The organism is Hymenobacter psychrotolerans DSM 18569 (genome assembly GCF_900142395.1).
GTDB lineage: Bacteria > Bacteroidota > Bacteroidia > Cytophagales > Hymenobacteraceae > Hymenobacter > Hymenobacter psychrotolerans.
Window position 1 is genome coordinate 43,448 of sequence record NZ_FRAS01000020.1, and the last position, 23,513, is coordinate 66,960.

Here is a 23,513-nt window from a genome sequence, read left to right on the forward strand (position 1 = left end):
ATGCCGCACGTTTCCTCCCCGGCCCGCCGTCTGCCGCTGCTTGTACGTCTGTCCGTCCTTGGCTTGCTGCCATGCGCGGCCCTGGCGCTGGCGCCGGTGCTGGCCGCTGCTCAGCAAACCGACCGGATAACCATCAGCGGCACCGTGCGCGATGTGGCGGGCCAGCCGCTGGAGCAGGTGGGCGTAGGCGTGGAAGGCCAGCCCGGCGGCACCGTTACGGATGGCAAAGGCCGCTTTTCGCTGCAGGTGGCGCGGACCGGGCAGCCGGCGGTGCTGGTGGTGCGCAGCCTGCGCTACCGGCCGTTGCGCGTGCCCTTGACGCTCAGCGAAGACCGGCGCGACCTGACCCTGGTGCTGCAGGCAGATTCCCGCACGCTGGGCAACGTACTGGTGCGCGGGCGTTCCGACGAAGCCGATACGCGTGAGCAGGTGAGCATGATTAAGCTCGACCCGCGCACGGCCAAGGTGCTGCCTTCGCCCTTCGGCGACTTCAATGCCATTCTGAAAACCCTGCCCGGCGTGCAGTCGACGAATGAGCTGACCAGCACCTACTCGGTGCGCGGCGGCAACTACGACGAAAACCTGGTCTACGTCAACGGCATTGAAATCTACCGGCCGTTTCTGGTGTCGGCGGCCCAGCAGGAAGGGTTAAGCTTCGTGAACCCCGACCTGGTAAACAAGGTGGAGTTTTCGACCGGCGGCTGGCAGCCCAAGTACGGCGACAAACTCTCGTCGGTGCTGAGCCTGGAATACAAGCAGCCCACCAAGTTTGCCGCGTCCGCCACGGGCAGCCTCGTTGGCGGGGCAGTGCACGTGGAGGCGGCTTCGCCCAACAAGCGCCTGAGCTATCTGGCGGGCATCCGCTACAAGAATGCCACGTACGTGCTCAGCTCCCTGCGCCAGCAGCAGGGCGGCTACAACCCCACGTTCTACGACGGGCAGGCCTACATCAATGCCAACCTGGGCCCGAAAGGCAACGAGGACCGCACATCGCTGGGGCTGCTGACCACTTTCGCGCACAACGACTACCGCTTCACGCCCGAAACCGGCCAGAGTACCTTCAGTACCGCCACCAACCAGCTCACGCGGCTGTTTATTGTGTACGAAGGCCGGGAACGGATGCAGTACGATATGGCGCAGGGTGGCCTGAACTTGAAGCACAACTTCTCGCCGCGGTTTCAGACCGAGCTGCTGGGCGGGCTGGTGTACTCGCGCGAGCTGGAATACCGCGACGTGGAGGCCAGCTACAGCCTGGCCGACATCAACCGTGACCCTAGCTCCAAGGACTTCAACCAGGCCGTGCGCCAACGCGACGTGGGCTCGCGCTTCGACCACTCGCGCAATACGCTGGAGGCCAGTATTGCCACGGCCGAGGCCCGTGCCCGCTGGACGCCCGGCAACCGCCACACCGTGCGCTTCGGCGTGAAAACGGGCCGGGAGCGGATTGAAGACGTGCTCAACGAATACAGCTTCGCCGACTCGGCCGACTACGTGCCCGATTCCCGCCGCACCCGTCTTACTTCCGACCTCGACCTGCAGAGTACCCGCACCCAGGGCTACGCGCAGCACACCGTAGAGCTGGATTCGCTGCGCACCTTCACGTATGGCGTGCGGGCGCACTACTGGTCCGTGAACAAGCAGCTGGTGATAAGCCCGCGGGCCCAGTACTCGTTTATTCCGCGCAGCCACACGAATCATTCCTACAAAGTGGCGGCCGGCATGTACTACCAGCCACCGTTCTACCGCGAGCTGCGCAACCAGCAGGGCAGCCGCGCCACCCCCGGCAGCCCGCTGCTGGTGGAGGCGGGCCTGAACCCGGAGCTGCGGGCCCAACGCTCCCTGCATTTTATTGTGGGCAATGAAATCCGGTTTGAGAAGTACGGCCGGCCTTTCCGCTTCACCGGCGAGGCCTACTTCAAATATCTGACCGACGTAGTGCCCTACGACGTCGACAACGTACGGCTGCGCTACTTCGCCAAAAATATGGCTACGGCCTACGCGGCCGGCGTGGATGCGCGGGTGGGCGGCGAGTTCGTGAACGGGGCCGAGTCGTGGTTTACGCTGGGCGTGATGACCACCCGCGAAAACCTGCAGGGTGATTCGCTCACGCTATTCAACGACGAGGGCACGGCAATTGGGCGCGAGGCCAAAGGCTACATCCGCCGGCCGCAGGACCAGCGCCTGAACATGAGCATCTTCTTTCAGGACCATTTGCCCAACAATCCGTCGGTGCGCGGCTACGTGAATTCGGTATTCGGTACGGGCCTGCCGTTCAGCCCGCCCAACAACGAGCAGGAGCGGGGCACTACCCAGCTCACCCGCGCTTACTGGCGGGTAGACCTGGGCTTTTCCAAAGTGCTGGCCCTCAACAACCAGAAGGAGCGCCGCCCGGGCCAGCTGGAAAGTCTGTGGCTGGGGCTGGAAGTGCTGAACGTGCTGGCTCGCAACAACGTGGCCGGCTACAGCTACATCCAGGATCTGAACGGGCGCACCTACGCCGTGCCCAACTACCTTTCCCAGCGCCTCGTCAACCTGCGCGTAATAGCCCGGTTCTAGAGGTAGTAAGTAACGCAGCAAAAAGGCCGTTCTGACTTAACAGGACGGCCTTTTTGCTGCGTTACTTGTTACATGCACTCGGTATCAGGGTGTGTCCTGCGGCTTTTCCTCGTGCACATCCCGGAACAGCAGCATCGGCAGCAGGCGTTGTTCCTTCTCGTCGTCGAAGCCGCAGGTGGCGCGGAACTCGCGGGGGTTGTGGTAGGTGCCGAACAGCCAGTCCCAGAGCGGCAGGTCGCCGTAGTTATGGCTGTGCTTCTGGTACTCGTGGTGGATGCGGTGCATTTCGGGCCGCTGAAACAGCACGCCCACCCACTGCGGCGTGCGCACGTTGGTATGGTAGAAAAACTCGCCCAGCGCCGTGCACAGCGTGTATACTGCCCCGGCCGCCGGGCTCAGGCCCAGCAGCGTGAACACCAGAAACCCGCCGATAATGGAATTGACCGTCATTTCGAGCGGGTGTTTGTAGAACGAGGTGATAACCTCAATGCGCTGCGGGCTGTGGTGAATCTGGTGGAAGTGCCGCCACAGAAAATCGACGGTGTGCCGCCAGCGGTGCCACCAGTAGAACACGAACGTGGCCACCACGTAGGCCAGAATGCCGCCCGCCACCGGCCCCACGTGCTCCGAGAGGTGAAACACGGAATACGCCGACAGCCATTTCTCCCAGCTCAGGCCGGCCAGCAGCACCACGCCAATCTGGGCCGCATTGATGGCCAGCACCCGAAACGGCCAGGATGCCACGCGCGGCAGCGGCCAGCCCGGAATAATTCGTTCGAGCAGAAAGCAGCCGGCAAAGGCCAGCAGAATGTAGCCGAGCATGGGGGGGAGGTCCGGCTTCGGCAACAACGGTAGGCTGTCGAAAACAGACAGCAGGAGCGGATTAGGCATGACGCATAGAATTGGGTAAAACCATGCGTCAAAGGTGCCGGCCGGGCCCCGGCTTCCTCTTGATATAGATCAAGAAAGCAACTTGCTGGCTCCTCAGGCAGGTTTGCGCCGCAGCCGGCTCAGAGTTTCGGGCGTCAGGCCCAGGTGGGAGGCAATATGCTTGAGCGGCACCTGCTGAAATACCGAGGGAAAATCCCGCAGCAACAGCTCGTACCGCTCGGCGGCGGGCAGCATCCGGAGCTGTAGGGCGCGCTGCTCACTCTGCACGTAGTACTTTTCCGTCAGCACCCGGCCTACCACGTTGAACTCCGGAAACTGCCGGTACAGCTGCTGCAGCTGCGCATACGACAACGACCATACCACACTATCGGCCAGCAGCTCCACGTACTCATGGGAAGGCTGCCGGGTGAAAAAACTCAGAATAGACACCATAAAGTCGCCGGCCTGCATAAACCACGACGACACTTCCCTGCCCTCGTGCAGGTAGTAGCCGCGCACCACGCCCGCTTCCACAAAATACAGGCGGCCCGCTACCTGCCCGGCCTGCAGCAGCACGTGGTGCCGGGGCAGCTGCTCGCGCAGCACCTGCTGCTCCAGCGCCTCCCGCAAGCCCTCCGACAGCGGCTGAATGGCTTGGCATACCTGCAGAAAAGGACCCATGAGGTGTAGCTGAATGAACCCGAAGAAACGAAAAAACAGGCCGCCGGGCCTGTTTTTTCGTTTCTATTGAACAATGCGCTGCACACTCCTTAGTATGCCTTGCCCTGCCATTCAATTAGTGATACCCGCATGGACGGCAGTTGCGCCTTGAAGTTCTCGTCGTCCTTGTCGCCGAGCTTAATGGCCTTGCGGGCGTACACGATGGCCGTGTCATAATCGAGCTTGGAAGCCAGCAGGCGGGCCTTTATCCAGTTGTTGGTGTACACGTCGCGCAGCCGGATAGACTCGTTGATGAAGTACAGGGCCCGTTCGGCGTTGAGGTTGTTCTGCACCAAGTAGTCGGCGGCCTGGGCCAGCAGCTGCCAGTCGCCGGGGCGCTGGGCCACGGCCTTCTCGATGCCGGCTACCACGCGCGCCTGCACATTGGTATCGATGTAGATGCTTACCGTCTTTTTTTCCCAGCTCAGGTTCAGATGCGCCGAGCCGGGCTTCACGTCCGAAAACCAGTATAGCAGCGTCTCATGAAACGCGGATTCTTCCGGTACTACCGGCACCCGCAGCACATCTTCCTTCTCGTCGTATTTCTCGGCGCCCCAGTGCGTGGTCACGCGGTTGAACACCATGTCCCAGTCCTGGTCGGAACGCGGAAACACAAAGAACGAGTATTGGCCGGCCGGCAGCGTTTTGCCGTTGATGCGTACCGTATCGGTGAAGGTGATGAGGGTATTCTCGTTGGCCCCCGCCCGCCAGATCTGGTTGTAGGGCACCAGGCCTTGCCAGATCTGGCGGTTGCGCACGCTCGGCGCGTGGTAGTCCACCATCACTTCCGACAGGCCAACGGTGTGGCTGAGCAGTACATGGGGGCTGGCCTGCGGCAGCGGCAGCAAGGAGGCCGCCGGCAGAGCCGGCTTGGCGGCCATCTGGGCCTGCGCGCTCGGGCCGGGCAGTACACTCAGCAGGATGCTGGAAGCAAAGACGAGGGAAAGCGGACGAAACGACAAACGCATAGCAAGGCAATAGGAGGGTAGAACGCAGGACGGGCAACTGCAGAGCGCAGCATGAAACAATTGTGCCAAACGCGGGTTGGAAAGCACAACGGGAAGGCAAAGGTCCGGGTTCCTGAGAATTTTTCCAGCTAAAATTTCATTTTGGACGTTTCCCGTGTACTTTTGCCCCGCAACTCTGCTTTTATGCCCGCATCTGCCGCGCTTTTCTTCTGCACCAACAGCCCCGTGGCTGCTCCCGCTACCGGCGGAGCTACGGTTGGGCTGCGCGCGGCGCATCATCATCTGCACGGGCATCATTCCTCTTTTTAGAGGAATAACACACGCATATTGTCCCGTTGGGCGAACCGCTTTGGTTCCCCGGCCCCCGCAACAAGGTGGCCCGGCCAGCTTTTGGCCTTTTCCCAACACCGGTTCCCCAATCCTATCCTGAAGTACAGCTAAGCGCTGGCCACGCCGGCCATTTCTTACGTCGTACTTCTTCCTTTCTAATCGACCATACTATGCTCCGTCTGGCTATCCAGAAATCGGGCCGCCTAAGCGAAGACTCCCTGAACCTGATTCGGGAGTGCGGCATCAGCTTCCTCTCGGCTTCCTACAAGCTCAAAACCGAAGCCACCAACTTTCCCCTCGAAATCCTGTACCTGCGCGACGATGATATTCCGGGCTACGTGCAGGACGGCGTGGCTGACCTGGGCATTGTGGGCCAGAACGTGCTGGTGGAAGCCGGTTTCCCTGGTCTGGAAGTTGAAGGGTTGGGCTTCAGCAAATGCCGCCTGAGCCTGGCCGTACCCCGTGCCGCCGCCTACGATTCCATCGAGAACCTGCAGGGCGTGAACATTGCCACCTCGTACCCGCGCATCCTGGGCGACTACCTCGCCGAGCGCGGCGTGAAAGCCAACCTGCACACCATCAGCGGCTCGGTGGAAATTGCGCCCAGCATCGGGCTGGCCGAGGCCATCTGCGACATTGTGAGCAGCGGTTCCACACTGCTCGGTAACGGTCTGCGGGAAGTAGAAACCGTATTCCGCTCCGAAGCCGTGCTCATTGCCCACCAGAACCTGAGCCCCGAGAAGCAGGAGCTGCTGGAGCAGCTGCAGTTCCGGATGCAGGCCGTACGCCGCGCCCGCCGCAACAAATACATCCTGCTCAATGCCCCGGTTTCGGCCCTGGATGCGGTGAAGGCGCTGCTGCCCGGCATCAAGTCGCCGACCGTGACCCCGCTGGCCGAGGAAGGCTGGGTGTCGGTGCAGTCGGTGGTGAACGAAGACGACTTCTGGCACATTACCGGCCAGCTCAAAGCCGTAGGCGCCGAAGGCATTCTGGTGCTCCCGATTGAGAAAATGATTTCATAGGGGCCTGGGGTCTTGGGGACTTAGGAGCTTGGTTGAAGTTCGAATCAGCTAATGCACATCCTGGAGTTCGTCAGAACAGTATCCAAGCCCCCAAGCCCCTAAGTCCCCAAGACCCTAAAAGATGAACATCTTCCAATATCCCTCCCAGGCGGAGTGGGCGGCGCTGCAGCAGCGGGCGGCCCAGCAGCAGGCCCAGGACGTGGAGCAGCGCGTGCAGCAGATTTTCGAGGACGTACGCCGGCGCGGCGACGCGGCCCTGCTCGACTATGCCCGCCAGTTCGACGGTGCCGATTTGTCTGCCGGGCTGCGCGTAAGCCCCGAGGAGCTGGCCGCCGCCGCGGCCCAGGTGCCTGCCGAATTGCAAACGGCTATCCGGCAGGCGCACGCCAATATTCTGCGGTTCCACAAAGCGCAAATCCCGCAGGAGGAGCGCGTGGAAACCATGCCGGGCGTGACGTGCTGGCGGCGGGCGGTGCCCGTGCAGCGCGTGGGCCTCTACATTCCGGGCGGCACTGCGCCGCTGTTCAGCACCCTGCTGATGCTGGGCGTACCCGCCCGCCTGGCCGGCTGTCCCGAAATCGTGCTCTGCACGCCCCCTCAGAAGGATGGCTCCGTGAATCCTATTATCCTATTCACGGCCCAGCTGCTGGGCATCACTACCATCGTGAAAGCCGGCGGGGCCCAGGCTGTGGCGGCGCTGAGCGGCGGTACCGACTCGGTGCCGGCCGTGGATAAGATTTTCGGGCCCGGCAACCGCTACGTGACGGCCGCCAAGCAGCTGGCCACCCGCTACGGCGTGGCTATTGATATGCCGGCCGGCCCCTCCGAGGTGCTGGTTATTGCCGATGAATCCGCCACGCCGGCCTTCGTGGCCGCCGACCTGCTCAGCCAGGCCGAGCACGGCCCCGACTCGCAGGTGATTCTGCTGTCCGACTCCTTATTAGTATTGGAGCAAACCAAAGCCGAGGTGGAGCGCCAGCTACAGGAGTTGCCCCGGGCCGAAGTTGCCGCTCAGGCGCTGACGGAAAGCCGCGCGATTCTGCTACGAACACCGGAGGAAATGCTGTACTTCTCGAACCAGTATGCGCCTGAGCACCTGATTCTGGCCGTGCGCAACCCCGAGCAGCTGGCCGAAGGCGTGACCAGCGCCGGTTCCGTGTTCCTGGGCCACCTCACCCCGGAAGCCGTGGGCGACTACGCCTCGGGCACCAACCACACGCTGCCCACCAACGGCTACGCCCGCAACTACAGCGGCGTGTCGCTCGATTCGTTCCTGAAGAAAATTACCTTCCAGCGCCTCACCCCCGAAGGCCTGCTCAACGTTGGCCCCGTGGTAGAAACCATGGCCGAATCCGAAGGACTCCGCGCCCACGCCCGCGCCGTGACCCTCCGCCTGGAAGCCCTGGCCGGTGGGGAGCAGTAATGCTTGGATAAAGTAAAACGTCATTCCGAACCTCGCTTGCTGGTGTCAAAGCCTATTTAGTTGAAATATGAAAGAGCAAAGTCAAATCATGAGCTACTCCACGCTTGAAGCCACGCGTAGTTGCCTGGTCGAAGCGGGAGCTGTTCAATTGGCCCTTTCAATTTCTCAAATCCTTGCGGGCACTCCGTTTGAAAAAAAAACGGTATTGCAAAAACACCTCGCAGCGGCTTTGGGCTAATCAGTATGCTGTGCATCTCGCAACAGACGAAATAGAGTCTATTCGTGAGATTCTATTTGATGCGGAAGTGGCTTCACTTAGAAATGATGGTGAGGCAACTGAGCAGACTAATTTCTATGCGTCATTAGTTGATGTATGGAATGAATGACTTGTTAAATCAGGCAAAGCAGTAGGGATGCTTCGGCAAGCTCAGCATGACGACCAAAAAAAATCTGTGAAATCTGCTTAATCTGCACAATCTGCGATTATATGTTCAACCTCGATAGCCTCATACGCCCCAACCTGCGGGATATGAAGCCCTACTCGTCGGCCCGCGACGAATTCCAGGGTGAGGCCCAGGTCATGCTCGACGCCAACGAGAACAGCCTCGGCAGCGCCGGCCCCGACCAGTTCAACCGCTACCCCGATCCGCTGCAGCGCGCCGTGAAGCAGGAGCTGGCCCAACTCAAAGCTGTGCGCCCCGAGCAGATTTTCCTCGGCAACGGCTCCGATGAAGCCATCGACCTGCTGGTGCGCCTCACCTGCGTGCCCGGCCACGACAGCCTGCTGATCCTGCCGCCCACCTACGGCATGTACGAGGTGGCGGCCAACCTGAATGATGTGCGCGCGGAGCGTCTGCAACTGACGGCCGACTTCCAGCTCTCGTCCGAAATCGTGGCTGGCGTGCTGGCTTCGGATGCTAAAATCGTGTGGCTCTGCTCGCCCAACAACCCCACCGGCAACCTGCTCCACGCCGGGTACATGGAGGAACTCCTGCGCGGTTTCCGCGGGCTGGTAGTAGTGGATGAGGCCTACGCCGATTTCGCCGCCGCCCCCAGCTGGACCACCCGTCTGGCCGAATTCCCCAACTTGGTGGTGCTGCAAACCTTCTCCAAAGCCTGGGGCCTGGCCGGCCTGCGCCTGGGCATGGCCTTCGCCTCGCCGGAAATCATTGGCTACCTCAACAAAATCAAGCCGCCCTACAACGTGTCGGAGGCCACGCAGCGTTTCGCCCTGCAGGCCCTGCGCGATGCCGACCGGTTTGAGGCGCTGCGCCAGCAGTTGCTGGTGGGCCGCGACTGGCTGGCCGAGCGCCTGCCCGCGCTGCCCATCGTGGCGGAGGTGTTCCCTTCGGATGCCAACTTCCTGCTGGTCCGTTTCCACCCCGATGCCACGGCCGTGTATGATTTCCTGGTAACCCGGGGCATCATCGTGCGCAACCGCACCACTCAGCCCGGCTGCGCCGGCACGCTCCGCCTCACCGTAGGCACCCCCGCCGAGAACGAGCTGCTGCTCCAGGCTTTGCGGGAGTTTGCGGGGTAGTATATATAAGGAATAAAGAACGTCATGCTGAGCGCAGCCGAAGCATCTCTACCGTTGGCTACCTCAATCGTGAGAACGAAGCGGTAGAGATGCTTCGGCTGCGCTCAGCATGACAACGACTTTTAATTAACTCATGAAAAAAGTACTCTTCATTGACCGTGACGGCACCATCCTCATTGAGCCGCCGACGGATTTCCAGGTGGACGCGCTGACGCGGGAAAAATTTCAGTTTGTGCCCGGTGCCATCACCGGCCTGGCCCGTATTGCCCGCGAGCTGGATTACGAGCTGGTGCTGGTGAGCAACCAGGACGGCCTCGGCACCGAGAGCTTCCCGGAGGATACCTTCTGGCCGGCGCACACCATGATGCTCGACGTGCTGCGCTCGGAAGGAGTGGAGTTCGTGCGCGAGCACATCGACCGGAGCTTCCCCCACGAGAACCTGCCCACCCGCAAGCCCGGCACCGGCATGCTCACCCAATACCTGGGTGAGGGCAGCGGTTATGACCTCAAAAATTCCTTCGTCATCGGCGACCGGCTGACCGATGTGGAGCTGGCCCAGAACCTGGGCTGCCAGTCTATCCTGCTGAAGCCGGAAGGGGAGGGCGACGAGCGCGCCGCGCTGACGACCATGAGCTGGTCAACAATATACCAGTTTCTGCGGCTGCCCGCCCGCACCGCCGTGGTACAACGCGACACGAACGAAACCAAAATCCGCATCGAGTTGAACCTCGACGGCAACGGCCGCCCCGAGATGCACACCGGCCTGGGTTTCTTCGACCACATGCTCGATCAGCTCAGCAAGCACTCGGGCGTGGATATGAAAATCACGGTGCAGGGCGACTTGCACATCGACGAGCACCACACCATCGAGGACACGGCCATTGCCCTGGGCGAAGCATTCACCCAAGCCCTCGGCGACAAGCGCGGCCTGGCCCGCTACGGCTTCCTGCTGCCCATGGACGACGTGCTGGCCCAGGCCGCCATCGACTTCTCGGGCCGCCCCTGGATTGTGTGGGACGCCGAGTTCAAGCGCGAGAAAGTAGGGGATATGCCCTGCGAAATGTTTTACCATTTCTTCAAGAGCTTCTCCGACGCCGCCCGCTGCAACCTCAACATCAAAGCCGAGGGCCAGAACGAGCACCACAAGATCGAAGCCATTTTCAAGGCCGTAGCCAAGTCCATCAAAATGGCCCTAGTGCGCGACGCCGGTCGCATGGAAATTCCCAGCACGAAAGGCGTTTTGTAGTTTACCCATTTATTTAAACAAATGGGTAAACAGTTGCTCGGGTGTGCGTTGCGTGCCGACCTGTCATTCTGAGCGGAGCGAAGGACCTTATCACGTTCTGATAACTATTTCTCTGTTTAATCCAGTGTGACAAGGTCCTCCGCTCCGCTCAGAATGACGGATAGGCGCGGATAATCAGGGCAAACACCTTTACACATTTGTTTAAACAAAAGAATAAATACCCGCTGACTTCCGATATTCTCAAATGGAAATAGCCATCATTGATTACAAAGGCGGCAACGTGCAGTCGGTGCTGTTTGCGCTGGAACGGCTGGGCGTGCAGGCCACGCTCACGGCCGACCACGACGTGATTCGCCGCGCCGACAAGGTGCTGTTCCCGGGTGAGGGCGAGGCCGCCTCCGCCATGCGGGAACTTCGGGCCCAGGGCCTGCACGAGTTATTGCCTACTCTCACCCAGCCGTTCCTGGGTATCTGCCTGGGCATGCAGCTGCTGGGCCGCCACACCCAGGAAGGCGGCGGTACCGACCTGCTTGGTATTCTGCCCTTCGATGTAGTGCGCTTTTCTTCGGAGCAAGATTATAAGGTGCCGCACATGGGCTGGAACAACCTGCAGGCGTTGCGTGGTCCGCTGTTCGAAGGCCTCAGCGCCGAGGACTACGTGTACTTCGTGCATAGCTACTATGCTCCAGTGGGTGGGTACACCATTGCCGAAGCTGCGTATCCCGCGCCCTTCAGCGCAGCCGTGCAGCACCAGAACTTCTACGCCGTACAGTTTCACACCGAAAAGAGCAGTGCCGCGGGTACCCGCATTCTGGAAAACTTCTTGAAAATGTAGTGCACAGTGCTTGGTGCCTAGTGCTTAGGCTGGCGAACAGTTTAGGCACCGATTGGCCGTTAGAACGTTCTAAGCACTAAGCACTAACCACTAAACCCATATGGAAATCATTCCCGCAATTGACCTCATAGGCGGCCAGTGCGTGCGCCTGACGGAGGGCGACTTTGCCCAGCAGACCACCTATGACGCCGACCCGCTGGCCGTGGCCCAACGCTTTGAGGCCGCCGGCGTGAAGCGCCTGCACCTGGTGGACCTCGACGGGGCCCGCGCCAAGCGCCCCGTAAACCTGCCCGTGCTGGAGCGCATTGCCCGCCACACCAGCTTGCACATCGACTTCGGGGGAGGGCTGCATAGCGAGGACGCCGTGCGCCAGGCCTTCGACGCCGGGGCCCGGCAGATTACGGCCGGCAGCATTGCCGTGCGTGAGCCCGAAACCGTGAACGGCTGGCTCCGTGCCTTCGGGGCCGACCGTATCATCATCGGGGCCGACTACCGCGACAACCACATTTCCATCAACGCCTGGGCCGAGCAAAGCGAGCGGACCCTGCGCGAGTTTGTGGAGGGCTACCTGGCCAGCGGAGCCACTACCTTCATCTGCACCGATGTAAGCAAGGACGGCAAGCTCCAGGGCCCTTCTCTGGCTACCTACACCGAACTGCGCGAGCAGCTGCCCACCGCCCGCCTCATTGCCAGCGGCGGCGTAACCACCATTACTGACGTGGAGGCCCTGGCCGCCGTAGGTATGCACGGGGCCATCATCGGCAAAGCCATCTACGAAGGCACCATCACGCTGGAGCAGCTGCAGCCCTGGCTGTAGCTGTAATACTGTTATGGAGCAGCTTCTTAAGGTAAATGTGCTAAGTCTGGATGATGGTGACGGCTTTCTGCATTATGAAATTGCCTTGTCTAATGGTGAATCAGCGGCTGCCCTCGAATTCTATGGATACGATGACCAGTTCAAAGACTTTGGAGAGCAACTCAAGAATTTTCCGTTGACTGGCAAAAGCACTGTCAGGCTACAAATAGGAGAAAACTCTCCTGAATGGGCATACTATATGTTGCTGGAAGTCTTCTGCTACCAGCCAAATGGTGCATCCGCAATTCTGGTGGATATCAAGAATCATTCAGAAGCACCTTATAGCTTTGATTGTAAGTTTTATATACTGACGATGCCAGCAGAGCTGAATAGGTTAGGGGCTCTACTCAGCGGTTGGAACCCACGTGAAAAGCCAGTTATCAACTGGCCCAGTTCAAATCAAACAGAATAATCGAGTCAACAACCAAGCATGCTAACCAAACGAATCATACCCTGCCTCGACGTGAAGGACGGGCGCACTGTGAAAGGGGTGCGCTTCGAGGGCCTGCGCGACGCCGGCGACCCGGTGGCCCTGGCTGCCCGCTACGCCCGCGAAGGCGCCGACGAGTTGGTATTCCTCGACATCACCGCCACCAACCAGAAGCGCGCCACGCTGGTGGCCCTGGTGCGCGACGTAGCCCGCGAGCTGGACATTCCGTTCACCGTGGGCGGCGGCATCGGGACGGTGGCTGATGTGGAGGCCCTGCTCATGAATGGGGCCGATAAGGTAAGCATCAATTCGGCGGCGCTGGCCCGCCCCGAGCTTATCAATGAGCTGGCGGCCCGGTTCGGGAGCCAGTGTATCGTGGTGGCCGCCGACGCGCGGTTTCACGAGCCCGACGGCTGGCAGGTGTATACCCGGGCCGGTACCCATAACACTGGCCGCGACGCGGTGCAGTGGTGTCGGGAGGCTGCTGACCGGGGGGCCGGCGAAATTCTGCTTACCAGCATGAGCAACGACGGTACCAAAGACGGATTCGCCCTTGATATCACCGGCGCCGTAAGCCGGGCTGTCTCCATTCCGGTGGTGGCCTCAGGAGGGGCGGGGGCCATGCAGGATTTCACCCACGTTTTTCAGCAGGCGCACGCCGACGCCGGCTTAGCCGCCAGCATTTTTCACTTCGGCGAAATTGGAATCCGGGAGTTGAAAGAACATCTGCGCCGCGACGGTATTCCGGTCCGGCTGTAGCAAGCTTCCTTTTGCCGAATATAACCTGACTTAACATAATGGATTTTGCCAAAATGCCCGACGGGCTGATTCCCGTGATAGTGCAGGACGCCCACACGGGGCAGGTGCTGATGCTGGGCTACCAGAACCGGGAGGCGCAACAAATGACGCGCCAGACCGGCCGGGTCACGTTCTATTCCCGCTCCAAACAACGCCTCTGGACCAAGGGTGAAACGTCGGGCAACTACCTCACGGTGGTTAGTGAGCACGAAGACTGCGACCAGGACGCGCTGCTGATCCGCGCTATTCCCGATGGCCCGACTTGTCACCGCGGTACCACCAGCTGCTTCGAGCAGCCTGACCAAACAACTTATCCGGCACCGGCTGTCAGCTTCATTGCCGAGCTGGAGCGGCTGGTACAGCGCCGGAAGCAGTTCCCGGAAGAAGATCCTGCTTCCTATACGGCGTCGCTGTTTCGCAAAGGCATGCCCAAAATTGCCCAAAAAGTAGGAGAGGAGGCCGTAGAAACGGTGATTGATGCGGTGGGCGGAAACCTGGCAGGGCTCAAAGGCGAAGCGGCCGATTTGCTTTACCATTTGTTGGTATTGCTGGCCGAGTCCGGGCTCTCCCTTGAGGATGTCGTAGAGGTCCTGCGCCAACGCCACAAGACAATTGCTCAGGATGGCCAGCGCCGGTCCGAATAAAGAACCTCATTCCACCAAAAAAGCAGACCCGGTCACTCAGTGAGAGTAACCGGGTCTGCTTTTTTGGTGCTAAGAATCAGGATGACAGTTGTTTGCGGATTTTGTCGAGTAGAAAGCGTGCTATTTCCAAATCGTCAGTATCCTGAATATGTAGTTGGGTATCGATGCCGGGGCCGCTAATACGAAGCAGATAGCCCGGCGTGGTATCGGGCGAGTCGGGGAGGTGTGGGGGGGCGCCCGCGCTGGTTGGTGCCGGTTGAGGCAGTGAGGCGGCAACGCGGGGCTGCTCTTGCTCGCCGGCTACTGAGGGTGGAGATGGTGAAGCCGGGAAGCTGGGTGATTCAGGTGGGGTTGGCAGAGTTGGCTTCGGGTGGAGCCCGAACAGAGCAGATACCGGGTCGGGGTCTTCGGCTGTTGTGGTGGAGGCGCTACCACGGAAAGCAGCGGGTATAAAGTCGGAGCCAGTGGATATACCAGGAGTGCTGCCAAGTGTCAGCGGGTCCAAAGGTGGGGTGATATTTTGTGCTGATGTAGGGGAAGTGACAGTAGTGCCCCCAGTATCCGGTGTTTTATCCGTAGCGCGGAATAAATTCAGCGGCATTTCGCCCGGTGCCAACTCTTTCCTTGGGCCTTGCTGATTGGCCAGCAGATCAATGTCCGCTATTATGTTGCGCTCGTCCATCACCCCAGCCATCCGGGCACCATCCACAAAGGCCTTGGCCACATTCTGTGCATTGATTTCCTCTACGCCGAACTCCCGGATGAGCATAATGTCAAACATATGTACGGGCAGTTCCCGGTTGCGGAACTTCCGGCATATCTGGTTGAATAGCGGCGGGTGAAGGAATGCCTCACGGTGGTAGAGTAATTCCTCCTGCTTATCGTAGGCGTGTTTGATGCGGCGAAAGAGGTTCGTAGTGGTGAGTAATTCACGTTTGCTAGTAAGCAAGCCGAATTTTACGGCTGAACCTATAATGGCCTTGAAAGAGCCACTGACCTTGCGGTTGAGTTTACGTGCACAGGTTTCAAAGGAGCATTTACCTCCAGTGTCATCTACTACTTCAGCTACTTCCCAAGCACTTTGGTAAGTGGTACGAGGATAATCAATGGTTTTAGGCATAAAGCAAAAGAAGAGAGTATACACGAAGATAATAAAGTCAGGTATATAATAGCAGTATAAAGCATAAAAAAGCATAATGTTTAATTACTTTTTTATGCTTTATACTGCTATTATATACTTTGTTCCTGAACCTTACACGTATATACCCTCTGATTACATCTATTCCCATATATTAAATAGTATACCACACTAACCAAGGGCGGTGGGCGGGCAGGAGCAGGCCTGCTTCTTTCCTTAGTGAAGCTGTTTAAAGCTTGTCGCTAACATTTTGGCTGATCAAGCACTAAAAGCGATACTCGGCCTTATCTAGCCTTGTAACGTCTGTATGACAATAATCAGACTGGCCCGATAACAACGCGAATATCAAATGCAGTAGGAGAGATGCAGTACAGCATACAGCCATGATTACCTGATCTAATAAATATAGGGTGTTGTTAAACAAATAGGGGAAAACCTCCGACTCGGCAGCTGAACAGCCTAGATGCTAATGATAAGGTATAAGTTCGCCGTATGAGTAGCGAGAGGCGATAGGATTACACGTCCCTTTGGGACTTCGATGCCAGCACGACCGACCAGGAGCGGGCCCAGTGGGATGTTCCTTCCCTAGCTGAAATGGAGGCTCGCGCTGTTCGATTAACGGCGGAGAACAACGGAAAAATGCCGCCCCTAGAAGGTGCTCCTGAGTGGTTGAAGCAAGCACTGGTACGCTGGAAAATCAATTGATTGATGGGCGTGGGGTGTGGTTGGGGCTCTTCCTCTCAAAGTTCGGCTCAGCCGGATAACCTCTCTTTTGCTCCTGAGCCTAATTGTAGCTGTTGAGCCAGTAAAGGGATTCTCTAAGTCGGCGGTTTTCCCCTATTTGTTTAACAACACCCAATATAGCTAGGCAGGAAGGCTATACGTCTGGCCTTATCAGCTATCAGATTCTCTTAATAGCGTACAGCATCCGAGGTGGGCGCTTGTTACCCCTACAAAACCTAAGAGCACACAGCGTTTATAAAAAGCTCACCAGACACAAAAATCCTGAAGGGACTAAAGCTACTGTGCTTCCTGAAGACGGTCTCTGTGAGTCGGCAGCCAGCCTAAGACGCGAACCAAACGTATGAGCTAAGGTATTGGCAACATCCCAAACCGACCAGAGAAGGCTTATACGCATTTAGCTCAGAATGTCTTATAATTTATATTATGTTAAGTAATGATCTAGAAAACATGCCCGACCTATTGTAGTCCGGGCATGATACTCTCCTTCTGTGAGGAAGTCTGTTTATTTTTTCAACGCATCAAGCTTGGCCATCATGCGCTCCGAATCGGCTGTCCGACCCATTGTCTGATACGCCTTCTGCAAGGATGAAATGGTGGCCCGATCTTCTGGCTGAGCAGCCATGGCTTTCTCAAAGTATGGTATTGCTTCGGAAATAAACTTCTTGCCTTCAGCCTCCATACGCTTACCGCTCTTCTGGTAAGTAGCCAGATCCATTTTATTGGTCCGCTTGAAAATATCAGCGCCTTTGTTGAAGCTGTAGACACCTAAGTTGAAGTTGGCATCGAAGTTATTCGGTTCTACTTCCACCGCTTTGCGGTACGCCTTGAGAGCTTCTTCCGGCTGCTTGTCCTGGTCCAGAATCGACCCTTTAACGGCGTACAGGTTTGCGTTCGTAGGATCAGCCTGGATAGCGCGGTCAATCTTGCTCAGTGCCTCTTTGCCACGGCCGGCGCTGAGGTACATGTTCAGCTCCTCAAGCATGAAGCCCTTGTTGTTGGGATAGGCCTGCAGCGCCTGCTCCACAACCTTCATAGCTTCCTGGTCATTTTTTTCCTGGCGGGCAATCTGCAGCATCCGGCCATACATCTGCGGCGACTTGTAGTTCATGGCTACCAGCTGGCCGTAGGTAGATTTGGCGGACGCAAAGTCTTGCTTGGCCTCGGCGGCATACGCGGCATACAGGTACGCCGTGGTGTCCTGCGGACGAATCTGCTGGGCCATTTTGTACGAGTTGATTGCCTCGTCGTAGTTCTTGCCGTTGTAGCTTTCCACACCGGCGTTCAGCGCGGCCCCGTATAGGTTGTCGAGTTTGGCTACGGCTTGCTTGCCGTACTCACCGTCTTTGCCGTCGAGCTGAATGGCTTTCTGATACGATTCGAAAGCCACCCGCGTGCCTTCGCCCGCGCTCAGGCTTTTGGCATAAATGGGGCTGGCTGCCATCTGCTCGTATACTTCGCCGCGCGTAAACCAGGTTTTAGCTTTGCCCGACGTTTTCTCGTGGACAATGGCCTTATCGATATCAGTGCGGGCTTTGTCAAGCAGGCCCTGCCGCTGGTTCAGGATGGCGTTCGTTACGGCCGAATTCTGGGCCGAGGCGGAAGTTAGTGCCGCAGCAGCGACAAGCGTCAGAAGTAGCTTCTTCATAGGGAGTTTTCTGAAGAATGTTCAGGTGAAAGAAAGGAATTGCACAGCAAACAGGAGAATACGGTGCGAAGTTCAGCACCGGCGTGCCCCTGTAGTGATATAGAAAGAGGCCGGACACCTTTCCAGCAGCCAGCCTCTCTCCTTCTAAAGGTTCTTACAGATCTTCTTCGAGGTCCTCGTCGTCGTTTTCTTCAACGTCGTCATCTTCCTCAAGGTCATCTGCATCAGTGGCGTCCTCCGGATCCGCGTCGGCGGGCAGCGCCAACACGGTGCCTTCCAGAACGGCCTCCGTTTCGGGGTCCTTGTCTTCTTCGGCCGCAACTTTCGCAACCGAGGAAATTTCGTCGCCTTCGTTGATTTTCAGCAGCCGCACCCCCTGCGTGGCCCGGCCGATGATGCGCAGATCGGCTACCCGCAGGCGAATCGTGATACCGGACTTGTTGATGATCATCAGGTCGTCGGTATCGTTTACGTCCTTGATGGCCACCAGGGCCCCCGTTTTATCGGTGATTTTCATGGCCCGGACGCCCTTGCCGCCGCGGTTGGTGATGCGGTATTCCTCCAGCTCGGAACGTTTGCCGTAGCCGTTTTCGGATACTACCAGCAGCTCCTGCGTTGGATCCGACACGCACACCATCCCCACTACCCGGTCCGACGCATCGGCCAGCGTAATACCGCGCACACCGGCGGCAGTACGGCCCATCGAGCGAACTTTACCCTCCGGGAAGCGCACAGCCCGGCCGGAACGCAGTGCCACAACCACTTCAGAGTTGCCGTTGGTCAGGCGCACATCCAGCAGCCGGTCGCCTTCATTGATAGTAATGGCGTTGATACCGGCGGCCCGGGGGCGCGAGTAGGCTTCCAGCGGCGTTTTCTTCACGGTGCCCTGCTCGGTGCAGAACATCAGGTAGGTATTCTCCAGGTAATCCGGGTCGCGGAGGCCGCGTACGTTAAGCACGGACCGCACCGAGTCTTCACGCGGAATCTCAATCAGGTTCTGGATAGGCCGGCCTTTGGCAGCCTTCCCTCCTTCCGGAACCTCGTACACTTTCAGCCAGAACACGCGGCCCAGCTCCGTAAAGAACAGCAGGTACTCGTGGGTGGTAGCCACAAACAGGTGCTCCGTAAAGTCGTCCTGCTTGGTAGCAGCGCCACGGGCGCCTACACCGCCGCGCCCCTGAGCACGGTACTCGTCGAGGGCAGTGCGCTTGATGTAGCCTTCGCGTGAGATGGTGATAACCATGCTCTCGTCGGCAATCATGTCCTCCATGGAGAAGTCGCCGCCGGCGTACTCAATAGCCGTGCGACGGGCATCGCCGTACCGCTCCCGGATTTCAATCAGCTCATCCTTGATAATCTGGCGCTGCAGCTCTTCCGAGGCCAGCACCGATTTCAGGTAATCCACGAGCTTCATCAACTCGTCGTATTCGGCCACAATTTTGTCGCGCTCCAGGCCGGTGAGGCGCTGCAGACGCATGTCCAGAATAGCGCGGGCCTGAATTTCGCTGAGTGAGAACCGCTCGATCAACTGAGCGCGGGCCACTTCGCCGTCGCGCGAACCCCGAATCAGGGCAATTACCTCATCGAGGTGGTCCAGCGCAATGAGCAGACCTTCCAGGATGTGGGCCCGCTTCTGGGCTTCGGCCAGCTCGTAGCGGGTGCGGCGCACCACTACATCGGCGCGGTGCTCCACGAAGTAGTGAATCAGCTCCTTCAGGTTGAGCGTCATCGGACGGCCTTTCACCAGGCACACGTTGTTGACGCCAAACGACGACTGCAGCTGCGTGTAGCGGTAGAGCTGGTTGAGCACCACGTTGGGCATGGCGTCGCGCTTCAGGTCATACACGATGCGCATACCGTCGCGGTCCGACTCGTCGCGCAGGTCGGAGATGCCTTCAATCTTCTTGTCGTTGATGAGGGCGGCCGTTTTCTCAATCATCGCCGCCTTGTTCACCATATAGGGAATTTCGGTGATGATGATCTGCTCTTTGCCGCTGGGCAGCGTCTCGAAGTGCGCTTTGGCCCGCACCACTACCCGGCCCCGGCCGGTTTCGAAGGCCTGCTTTACGCCCTCATAGCCGTAGATAATGCCACCCGTCGGGAAGTCCGGCGCGGTAACGTGCTCCATCAGCTCAGCAACGGTAATATCGTTGTTGTCGAGGTAGGCAATGATGCCGCTGACCACTTCCGTGAGGTTGTGGGGCGCCATGTTGGTGGCCATGCCCACGGCAATACCCGTCGTGCCGTTTACCAGCAGGTTCGGGAATTTGGCCGGCATCACGCTGGGCTCTTCCAGCGAGTCGTCGAAGTTGGGCTGAAAGTCAACCGTGTCTTTGTCCAGGTCGCCGAGCAATTCGTCGGCCAGGCGCTTCAGGCGGGCTTCGGTGTAACGCATAGCGGCCGGCGAGTCGCCGTCGATGCTCCCAAAGTTGCCTTGCCCGTCCACGAGCGGGTAGCGCAGGCTCCAGTCCTGGGCCATGCGCACCATGGTATCGTATACCGAGGAGTCGCCGTGCGGGTGATACTTACCCAGCACCTCCCCCACGATACGGGCTGATTTCTTGTAGGATTTGTTGTAGGAGACGCCCAGCTCGCTCATGCCGTAGAGCACGCGCCGGTGCACGGGCTTGAGGCCGTCGCGCACGTCGGGCAGCGCCCGGGAGATGATAACCGACATCGAATAGTCGATGTAGGCGCCACGCATCTCGTCTTCGATGTTAATCGGAATGATTTTTTCGCCTTCCGCCATAGGGAGAACTTGAGGAGGCCGGCCGCTGCGAAATAGGCAGTTCCGGCGCCGTGAATGAAGGTTGCGTTAAGCCTGCAAGATAGGCAAAAAAGGCCGTTTTTCCTACGATGCGCGGCCCTTTGGCGCTACTTCAGCGACTTACTTTTGTCGGCCTTGTGCTTGCCCGCTTTGGGGTTGTAGGTCTTGATTTTTTCGCCAATGGCCGGGTTCTGTTTCTTGAGCAGCGGCTGGCCCCGATACTTCACGCCGTCGTGGAAATGCACCTTGCGCGTGTGGCAGGACATAATCGGGCAGTTGCGGCACGAGGAAACTGTCAGCAGAACCAGAAACGGCAGCAGCAACCGGGAGAAAAGCAGGCGGAACATCATGCGGCAAAGATGGGAGTTTCTTCTTAGAGCGGCTCTCTCCTGAAACAAGCACTCCGGTTCAAGCCAGCAGGTCCTCTCCTTCCCACTCACGCAGAAACTGCGCCAGGAAGGTTTCCATAAACGCGTGCCGCTGCTCGGCTACCCGGCGGGCGGCGGGCGTGTGCAGCCGCTCGCGCAGATGCAGCAGCTTTTCGTAGAAGTGGTTGATGGTGGGGGCCACGTTCTGCTTGTAGCTGGCAAAAGTAGCGTGCTCCACCGGCGCAATAGTCGGGTCGTGCAGTGGGCGGCCTTTGTGGCCGCCGTAGGCAAAGGCGCGCGCTACCCCAATGGCTCCAATGGCATCGAGCCGGTCGGCGTCCTGCACCAGCTGGCCTTCCACCGTACTCATGGGCGTGGCCACTCCTACTCCTTTGAAGCTAACCTCGCGGATAATGGTTTCGACGGCTTGAATCACGCTTTCTTCGGCCTGCTGGCTGACCAGCCAGGCCCGGGCGGCCCGGGGCCCGGCTTCCTCGTCGCCGCCATGAAACTTCCAGTCGGCTACGTCGTGCAGCAGAGCCCCCAGCTCCGTGATGGAGGGGTCGGCCGCGGGAGTGTCGTGGGCCAGCGCGCGGGCCACCTGCCACACCCGGCGGATGTGTTCCCAGTCGTGGCCGGAGCCTTCGTACAGGAACTTCTCACGAACAAACTCAGCGGTACGGGCTATCAGGTCAGTTTTCAAGGGCAGTAAGGGTAGTGCGGAAAAATGAAACGCGCCGGCTCCGTAGCCGGCCGGTGCAAAGCAACAACAGTTTGGCATACCGGACCAGTTGACACCGGCGCTCAGTACTTGCCTTCTCTCGGTAAAATCACTATATTATCGAGAGAATGTGTCCGATTTTTTGGATAAAGCCCCGGCCCCCGAATTCGCCCACTATGTCATAACACGTGCCGTTTAGCCATTTCACGGTCTTTCTTGCCACTACGCCTATGATCAGGTTAAGAAGCTGTACCCGCTCTGCTTTTCTGGCGGCCGCCATCGGCTGCAGCACGCTATTTCCGGCGGTTTCGTTGGCTGAGGCTGCCGATACCTTCGCTCCGGCCCCGGCTACTCAGCCGGAAGCACTTTCCGTTCGCAGCCTCCTGGACACGGTGGCGCTGGGCCCGGCGGCCACGTATGCGCAACTAGGCCTGCAGGCCGGTGCCGCCGTGCAAACGTTCTATAGCCAGCGCAATTTTGCGGCGGCCTGGACCCAGCCCGGGTCAGGCTGGAACGCCGCGGCCCGGCAGGCCCTTACGCTGCTGCGGCGCGCTCCCGAATTCGGCCTGGACCCGGGAACTTACGCCTGGTCAGACCTGCTGGCTCTCCCCGACTCACTCGGGCGGGCTACCACCATGGCGGGCAGCCTACCGGGCTTTGAGCTGCGCCTGACCGATGCACTGCTGCGCTATGCTATTCATCTGCGCCACGGCCGCCTGCAGCCCGGCACGCTCACCCGCACCATCCTTACCGCTGCCTCAACTCAACAAGCCGCCGAGCGGCTACGGGCGGCCTTAGGCGACAGTGCCTTCGGACCCGAGTTCCTGCGCTGCCAGCCCAGCAGCCAGGCCTATACTCAGCTACAGCAGGCCTGGAGCGCCCGCTTATCTCAGTCAACCGATTCCCTGCAGCCAAACCGGGGCAATGCCGCCGATTTCCGCCGGGTGTCCCTCAATCTGGAACGGCTCCGCTGGGAGGCGGCGCAATCCGATACACTAGAGGCTGAATACGCATTGGTCAACATTCCGGCTTACACGCTGCAGATCATCAAGAATGGCCAGGTCGTGCAGAGCCATCGGGTAGTAGTGGGAAAATCCCAAACCCCTACCCCCTCACTGGATAGCCACATCAACGTCTTTATTACGGCTCCCGACTGGCGCGTACCCTACAGCATTGCCGCGAATGAGATTCTGCCGGAGCTGCAGAACGACCCCAGCTTTCTGGCCGACAACCATTACCGCCTGTTCGACTACCGCAACCGGCCCGTGAACCCGTGGCGGGTGCGCTGGAGCCGAATTACGCCCGAAACGTTTCCTTACACCATCCGCCAAACCCCGGGCCGCCACAATGCGTTAGGCAGCATTGTCTTTTACTTTGCCAACGAGCACGCCATCTATGTGCACGACACCCCGGCCAAGTCGTTGTTTCGGCAGCCTCAGAGGGCGCGTAGCCACGGCTGCATCCGCCTTGAAAAACCGCTGGAGTTTGCAGCCTATCTGTTGAAGCGCGAAAACCAGCAGGCAGCCCTGCCCGACATGCGGCGCAGTATTGCCCGCCAGGAGAAATGCCGCTACGACCTGACGCAGGGCCTGCCTATCCGGGTACGCTATTTCACCTGTGAGGCTCGCAATGGCCGTTTGTATTTCTATCAGGATGTATACTGCCAGGATGAGCAGCTGGCAGCAGCAGTAGTAGCACCGTGAAAGCCAAGTTGTTGAAGAAAAGATGTGCTTTTTTTTCTTCAACAACTTGAAAAAACGGCGGCAGGCTGTAGTTTTGCAGCATCATTACGCCTCCTTAGCTCAGCTGGTAGAGCAACTGACTTGTAATCAGTAGGTCGTTGGTTCGATCCCGACAGGAGGCTCATTTATTCTATCCCGGAACGCCCGGAA

At 59.0% G+C, this 23,513-nt stretch carries 21 protein-coding genes and 1 tRNA gene; 14 read left to right on the plus strand and 8 right to left on the minus strand.

Features of this window, described 5'->3' with window-relative positions:
- Positions 1–2,556, plus strand: a complete 2,556-nt coding sequence (locus tag BUE15_RS16350) for a TonB-dependent receptor (RefSeq protein WP_084549125.1) — start codon at positions 1–3, stop codon at positions 2,554–2,556.
- A gap of 84 nt (positions 2,557–2,640) precedes the next feature.
- On the opposite strand, the gene BUE15_RS16355 is transcribed toward BUE15_RS16350, so the two are convergent.
- From BUE15_RS16355 to BUE15_RS16365, 3 genes are all read right to left on the minus strand, one after another.
- The gene (locus tag BUE15_RS16355; RefSeq protein ID WP_244535964.1) at positions 2,641–3,447 is read right to left on the minus strand and encodes a sterol desaturase family protein; all 807 of its coding nucleotides are present in this window, start codon (positions 3,445–3,447) and stop codon (positions 2,641–2,643) included.
- A gap of 93 nt (positions 3,448–3,540) precedes the next feature.
- A complete protein-coding gene (locus BUE15_RS16360) occupies positions 3,541–4,107 on the minus strand; it encodes a Crp/Fnr family transcriptional regulator (protein ID WP_073287555.1) in 567 nt (188 codons plus the stop codon).
- An 89-nt stretch (positions 4,108–4,196) separates the two neighbouring features.
- Positions 4,197–5,114 carry a DUF2911 domain-containing protein gene (locus BUE15_RS16365; protein WP_170865291.1) on the minus strand — a complete coding sequence of 306 codons (918 nt, stop codon included), beginning with the start codon at positions 5,112–5,114 and terminating at the stop codon, positions 4,197–4,199.
- Between the two features lie 183 nt (positions 5,115–5,297).
- Here BUE15_RS16365 and BUE15_RS22515 point away from each other — a divergent pair, with 183 nt between their 5' ends.
- The 11 genes from BUE15_RS22515 (at position 5,298) to hisIE (ending at position 14,238) form a co-directional block, all read left to right on the plus strand.
- A complete protein-coding gene (locus tag BUE15_RS22515) occupies positions 5,298–5,423 on the plus strand; it encodes a hypothetical protein (RefSeq protein ID WP_262987467.1) in 126 nt (41 codons plus the stop codon).
- A gap of 191 nt (positions 5,424–5,614) precedes the next feature.
- Positions 5,615–6,466, plus strand: coding sequence for an ATP phosphoribosyltransferase (gene hisG, locus BUE15_RS16370; RefSeq protein ID WP_073287558.1), 852 nt, complete (start codon positions 5,615–5,617; stop codon positions 6,464–6,466).
- A 121-nt stretch (positions 6,467–6,587) separates the two neighbouring features.
- Positions 6,588–7,889 carry a histidinol dehydrogenase gene (gene hisD / locus BUE15_RS16375; RefSeq protein WP_073287561.1) on the plus strand — a complete coding sequence of 434 codons (1,302 nt, stop codon included), beginning with the start codon at positions 6,588–6,590 and terminating at the stop codon, positions 7,887–7,889.
- Between the two features lie 67 nt (positions 7,890–7,956).
- Positions 7,957–8,127, plus strand: coding sequence for a hypothetical protein (locus BUE15_RS22040; RefSeq protein ID WP_170865292.1), 171 nt, complete (start codon positions 7,957–7,959; stop codon positions 8,125–8,127).
- A gap of 249 nt (positions 8,128–8,376) precedes the next feature.
- Positions 8,377–9,429: a histidinol-phosphate transaminase gene (gene hisC / locus BUE15_RS16380; protein ID WP_073287564.1), complete on the plus strand. Its 1,053-nt coding sequence runs from the start codon at positions 8,377–8,379 to the stop codon at positions 9,427–9,429.
- Positions 9,430–9,562: 133 nt separating this feature from the next.
- Positions 9,563–10,675, plus strand: a complete 1,113-nt coding sequence (gene hisB / locus BUE15_RS16385; RefSeq protein WP_073287567.1) for a bifunctional histidinol-phosphatase/imidazoleglycerol-phosphate dehydratase HisB — start codon at positions 9,563–9,565, stop codon at positions 10,673–10,675.
- A 244-nt stretch (positions 10,676–10,919) separates the two neighbouring features.
- Complete coding sequence (hisH, locus tag BUE15_RS16390) at positions 10,920–11,510, plus strand: imidazole glycerol phosphate synthase subunit HisH (protein WP_073287571.1); 591 nt, start codon at positions 10,920–10,922, stop codon at positions 11,508–11,510.
- A 100-nt stretch (positions 11,511–11,610) separates the two neighbouring features.
- A complete protein-coding gene (gene hisA, locus BUE15_RS16395; protein WP_073287573.1) occupies positions 11,611–12,327 on the plus strand; it encodes a 1-(5-phosphoribosyl)-5-[(5-phosphoribosylamino)methylideneamino]imidazole-4-carboxamide isomerase in 717 nt (238 codons plus the stop codon).
- A 13-nt stretch (positions 12,328–12,340) separates the two neighbouring features.
- The gene (locus BUE15_RS16400) at positions 12,341–12,778 is read left to right on the plus strand and encodes a hypothetical protein (RefSeq protein WP_073287576.1); all 438 of its coding nucleotides are present in this window, start codon (positions 12,341–12,343) and stop codon (positions 12,776–12,778) included.
- Positions 12,779–12,796: 18 nt separating this feature from the next.
- A complete protein-coding gene (gene hisF, locus BUE15_RS16405; protein WP_073287578.1) occupies positions 12,797–13,555 on the plus strand; it encodes an imidazole glycerol phosphate synthase subunit HisF in 759 nt (252 codons plus the stop codon).
- 38 nt (positions 13,556–13,593) lie between these two features.
- A complete protein-coding gene (hisIE, locus tag BUE15_RS16410) occupies positions 13,594–14,238 on the plus strand; it encodes a bifunctional phosphoribosyl-AMP cyclohydrolase/phosphoribosyl-ATP diphosphatase HisIE (protein WP_073287580.1) in 645 nt (214 codons plus the stop codon).
- 76 nt (positions 14,239–14,314) lie between these two features.
- On the opposite strand, the gene BUE15_RS16415 is transcribed toward hisIE, so the two are convergent.
- From BUE15_RS16415 to BUE15_RS16435, 5 genes are all read right to left on the minus strand, one after another.
- On the minus strand, positions 14,315–15,433 hold the full coding sequence (locus BUE15_RS16415) for a hypothetical protein (protein ID WP_139252358.1): 1,119 nt from the start codon (positions 15,431–15,433) through the stop codon (positions 14,315–14,317).
- 1,189 nt (positions 15,434–16,622) lie between these two features.
- On the minus strand, positions 16,623–17,765 hold the full coding sequence (locus tag BUE15_RS16420) for a tetratricopeptide repeat protein (RefSeq protein WP_073287582.1): 1,143 nt from the start codon (positions 17,763–17,765) through the stop codon (positions 16,623–16,625).
- A 154-nt stretch (positions 17,766–17,919) separates the two neighbouring features.
- Positions 17,920–20,514: a DNA gyrase subunit A gene (gene gyrA, locus BUE15_RS16425; RefSeq protein ID WP_073287583.1), complete on the minus strand. Its 2,595-nt coding sequence runs from the start codon at positions 20,512–20,514 to the stop codon at positions 17,920–17,922.
- Between the two features lie 125 nt (positions 20,515–20,639).
- Positions 20,640–20,882, minus strand: coding sequence for a hypothetical protein (locus BUE15_RS16430; protein ID WP_073287584.1), 243 nt, complete (start codon positions 20,880–20,882; stop codon positions 20,640–20,642).
- 58 nt (positions 20,883–20,940) lie between these two features.
- Positions 20,941–21,603, minus strand: coding sequence for an HD domain-containing protein (locus BUE15_RS16435; RefSeq protein ID WP_244535965.1), 663 nt, complete (start codon positions 21,601–21,603; stop codon positions 20,941–20,943).
- Between the two features lie 248 nt (positions 21,604–21,851).
- On the opposite strand from BUE15_RS16435, the gene BUE15_RS16440 reads away from it, so the two are divergent.
- Both BUE15_RS16440 and BUE15_RS16445 read left to right on the plus strand, forming a co-directional pair.
- Complete coding sequence (locus tag BUE15_RS16440; RefSeq protein ID WP_084549128.1) at positions 21,852–23,324, plus strand: L,D-transpeptidase scaffold domain-containing protein; 1,473 nt, start codon at positions 21,852–21,854, stop codon at positions 23,322–23,324.
- An 88-nt stretch (positions 23,325–23,412) separates the two neighbouring features.
- Positions 23,413–23,485, plus strand: a tRNA-Thr gene (locus BUE15_RS16445).
- The last annotated feature ends 28 nt before the right edge of the window (positions 23,486–23,513 follow it).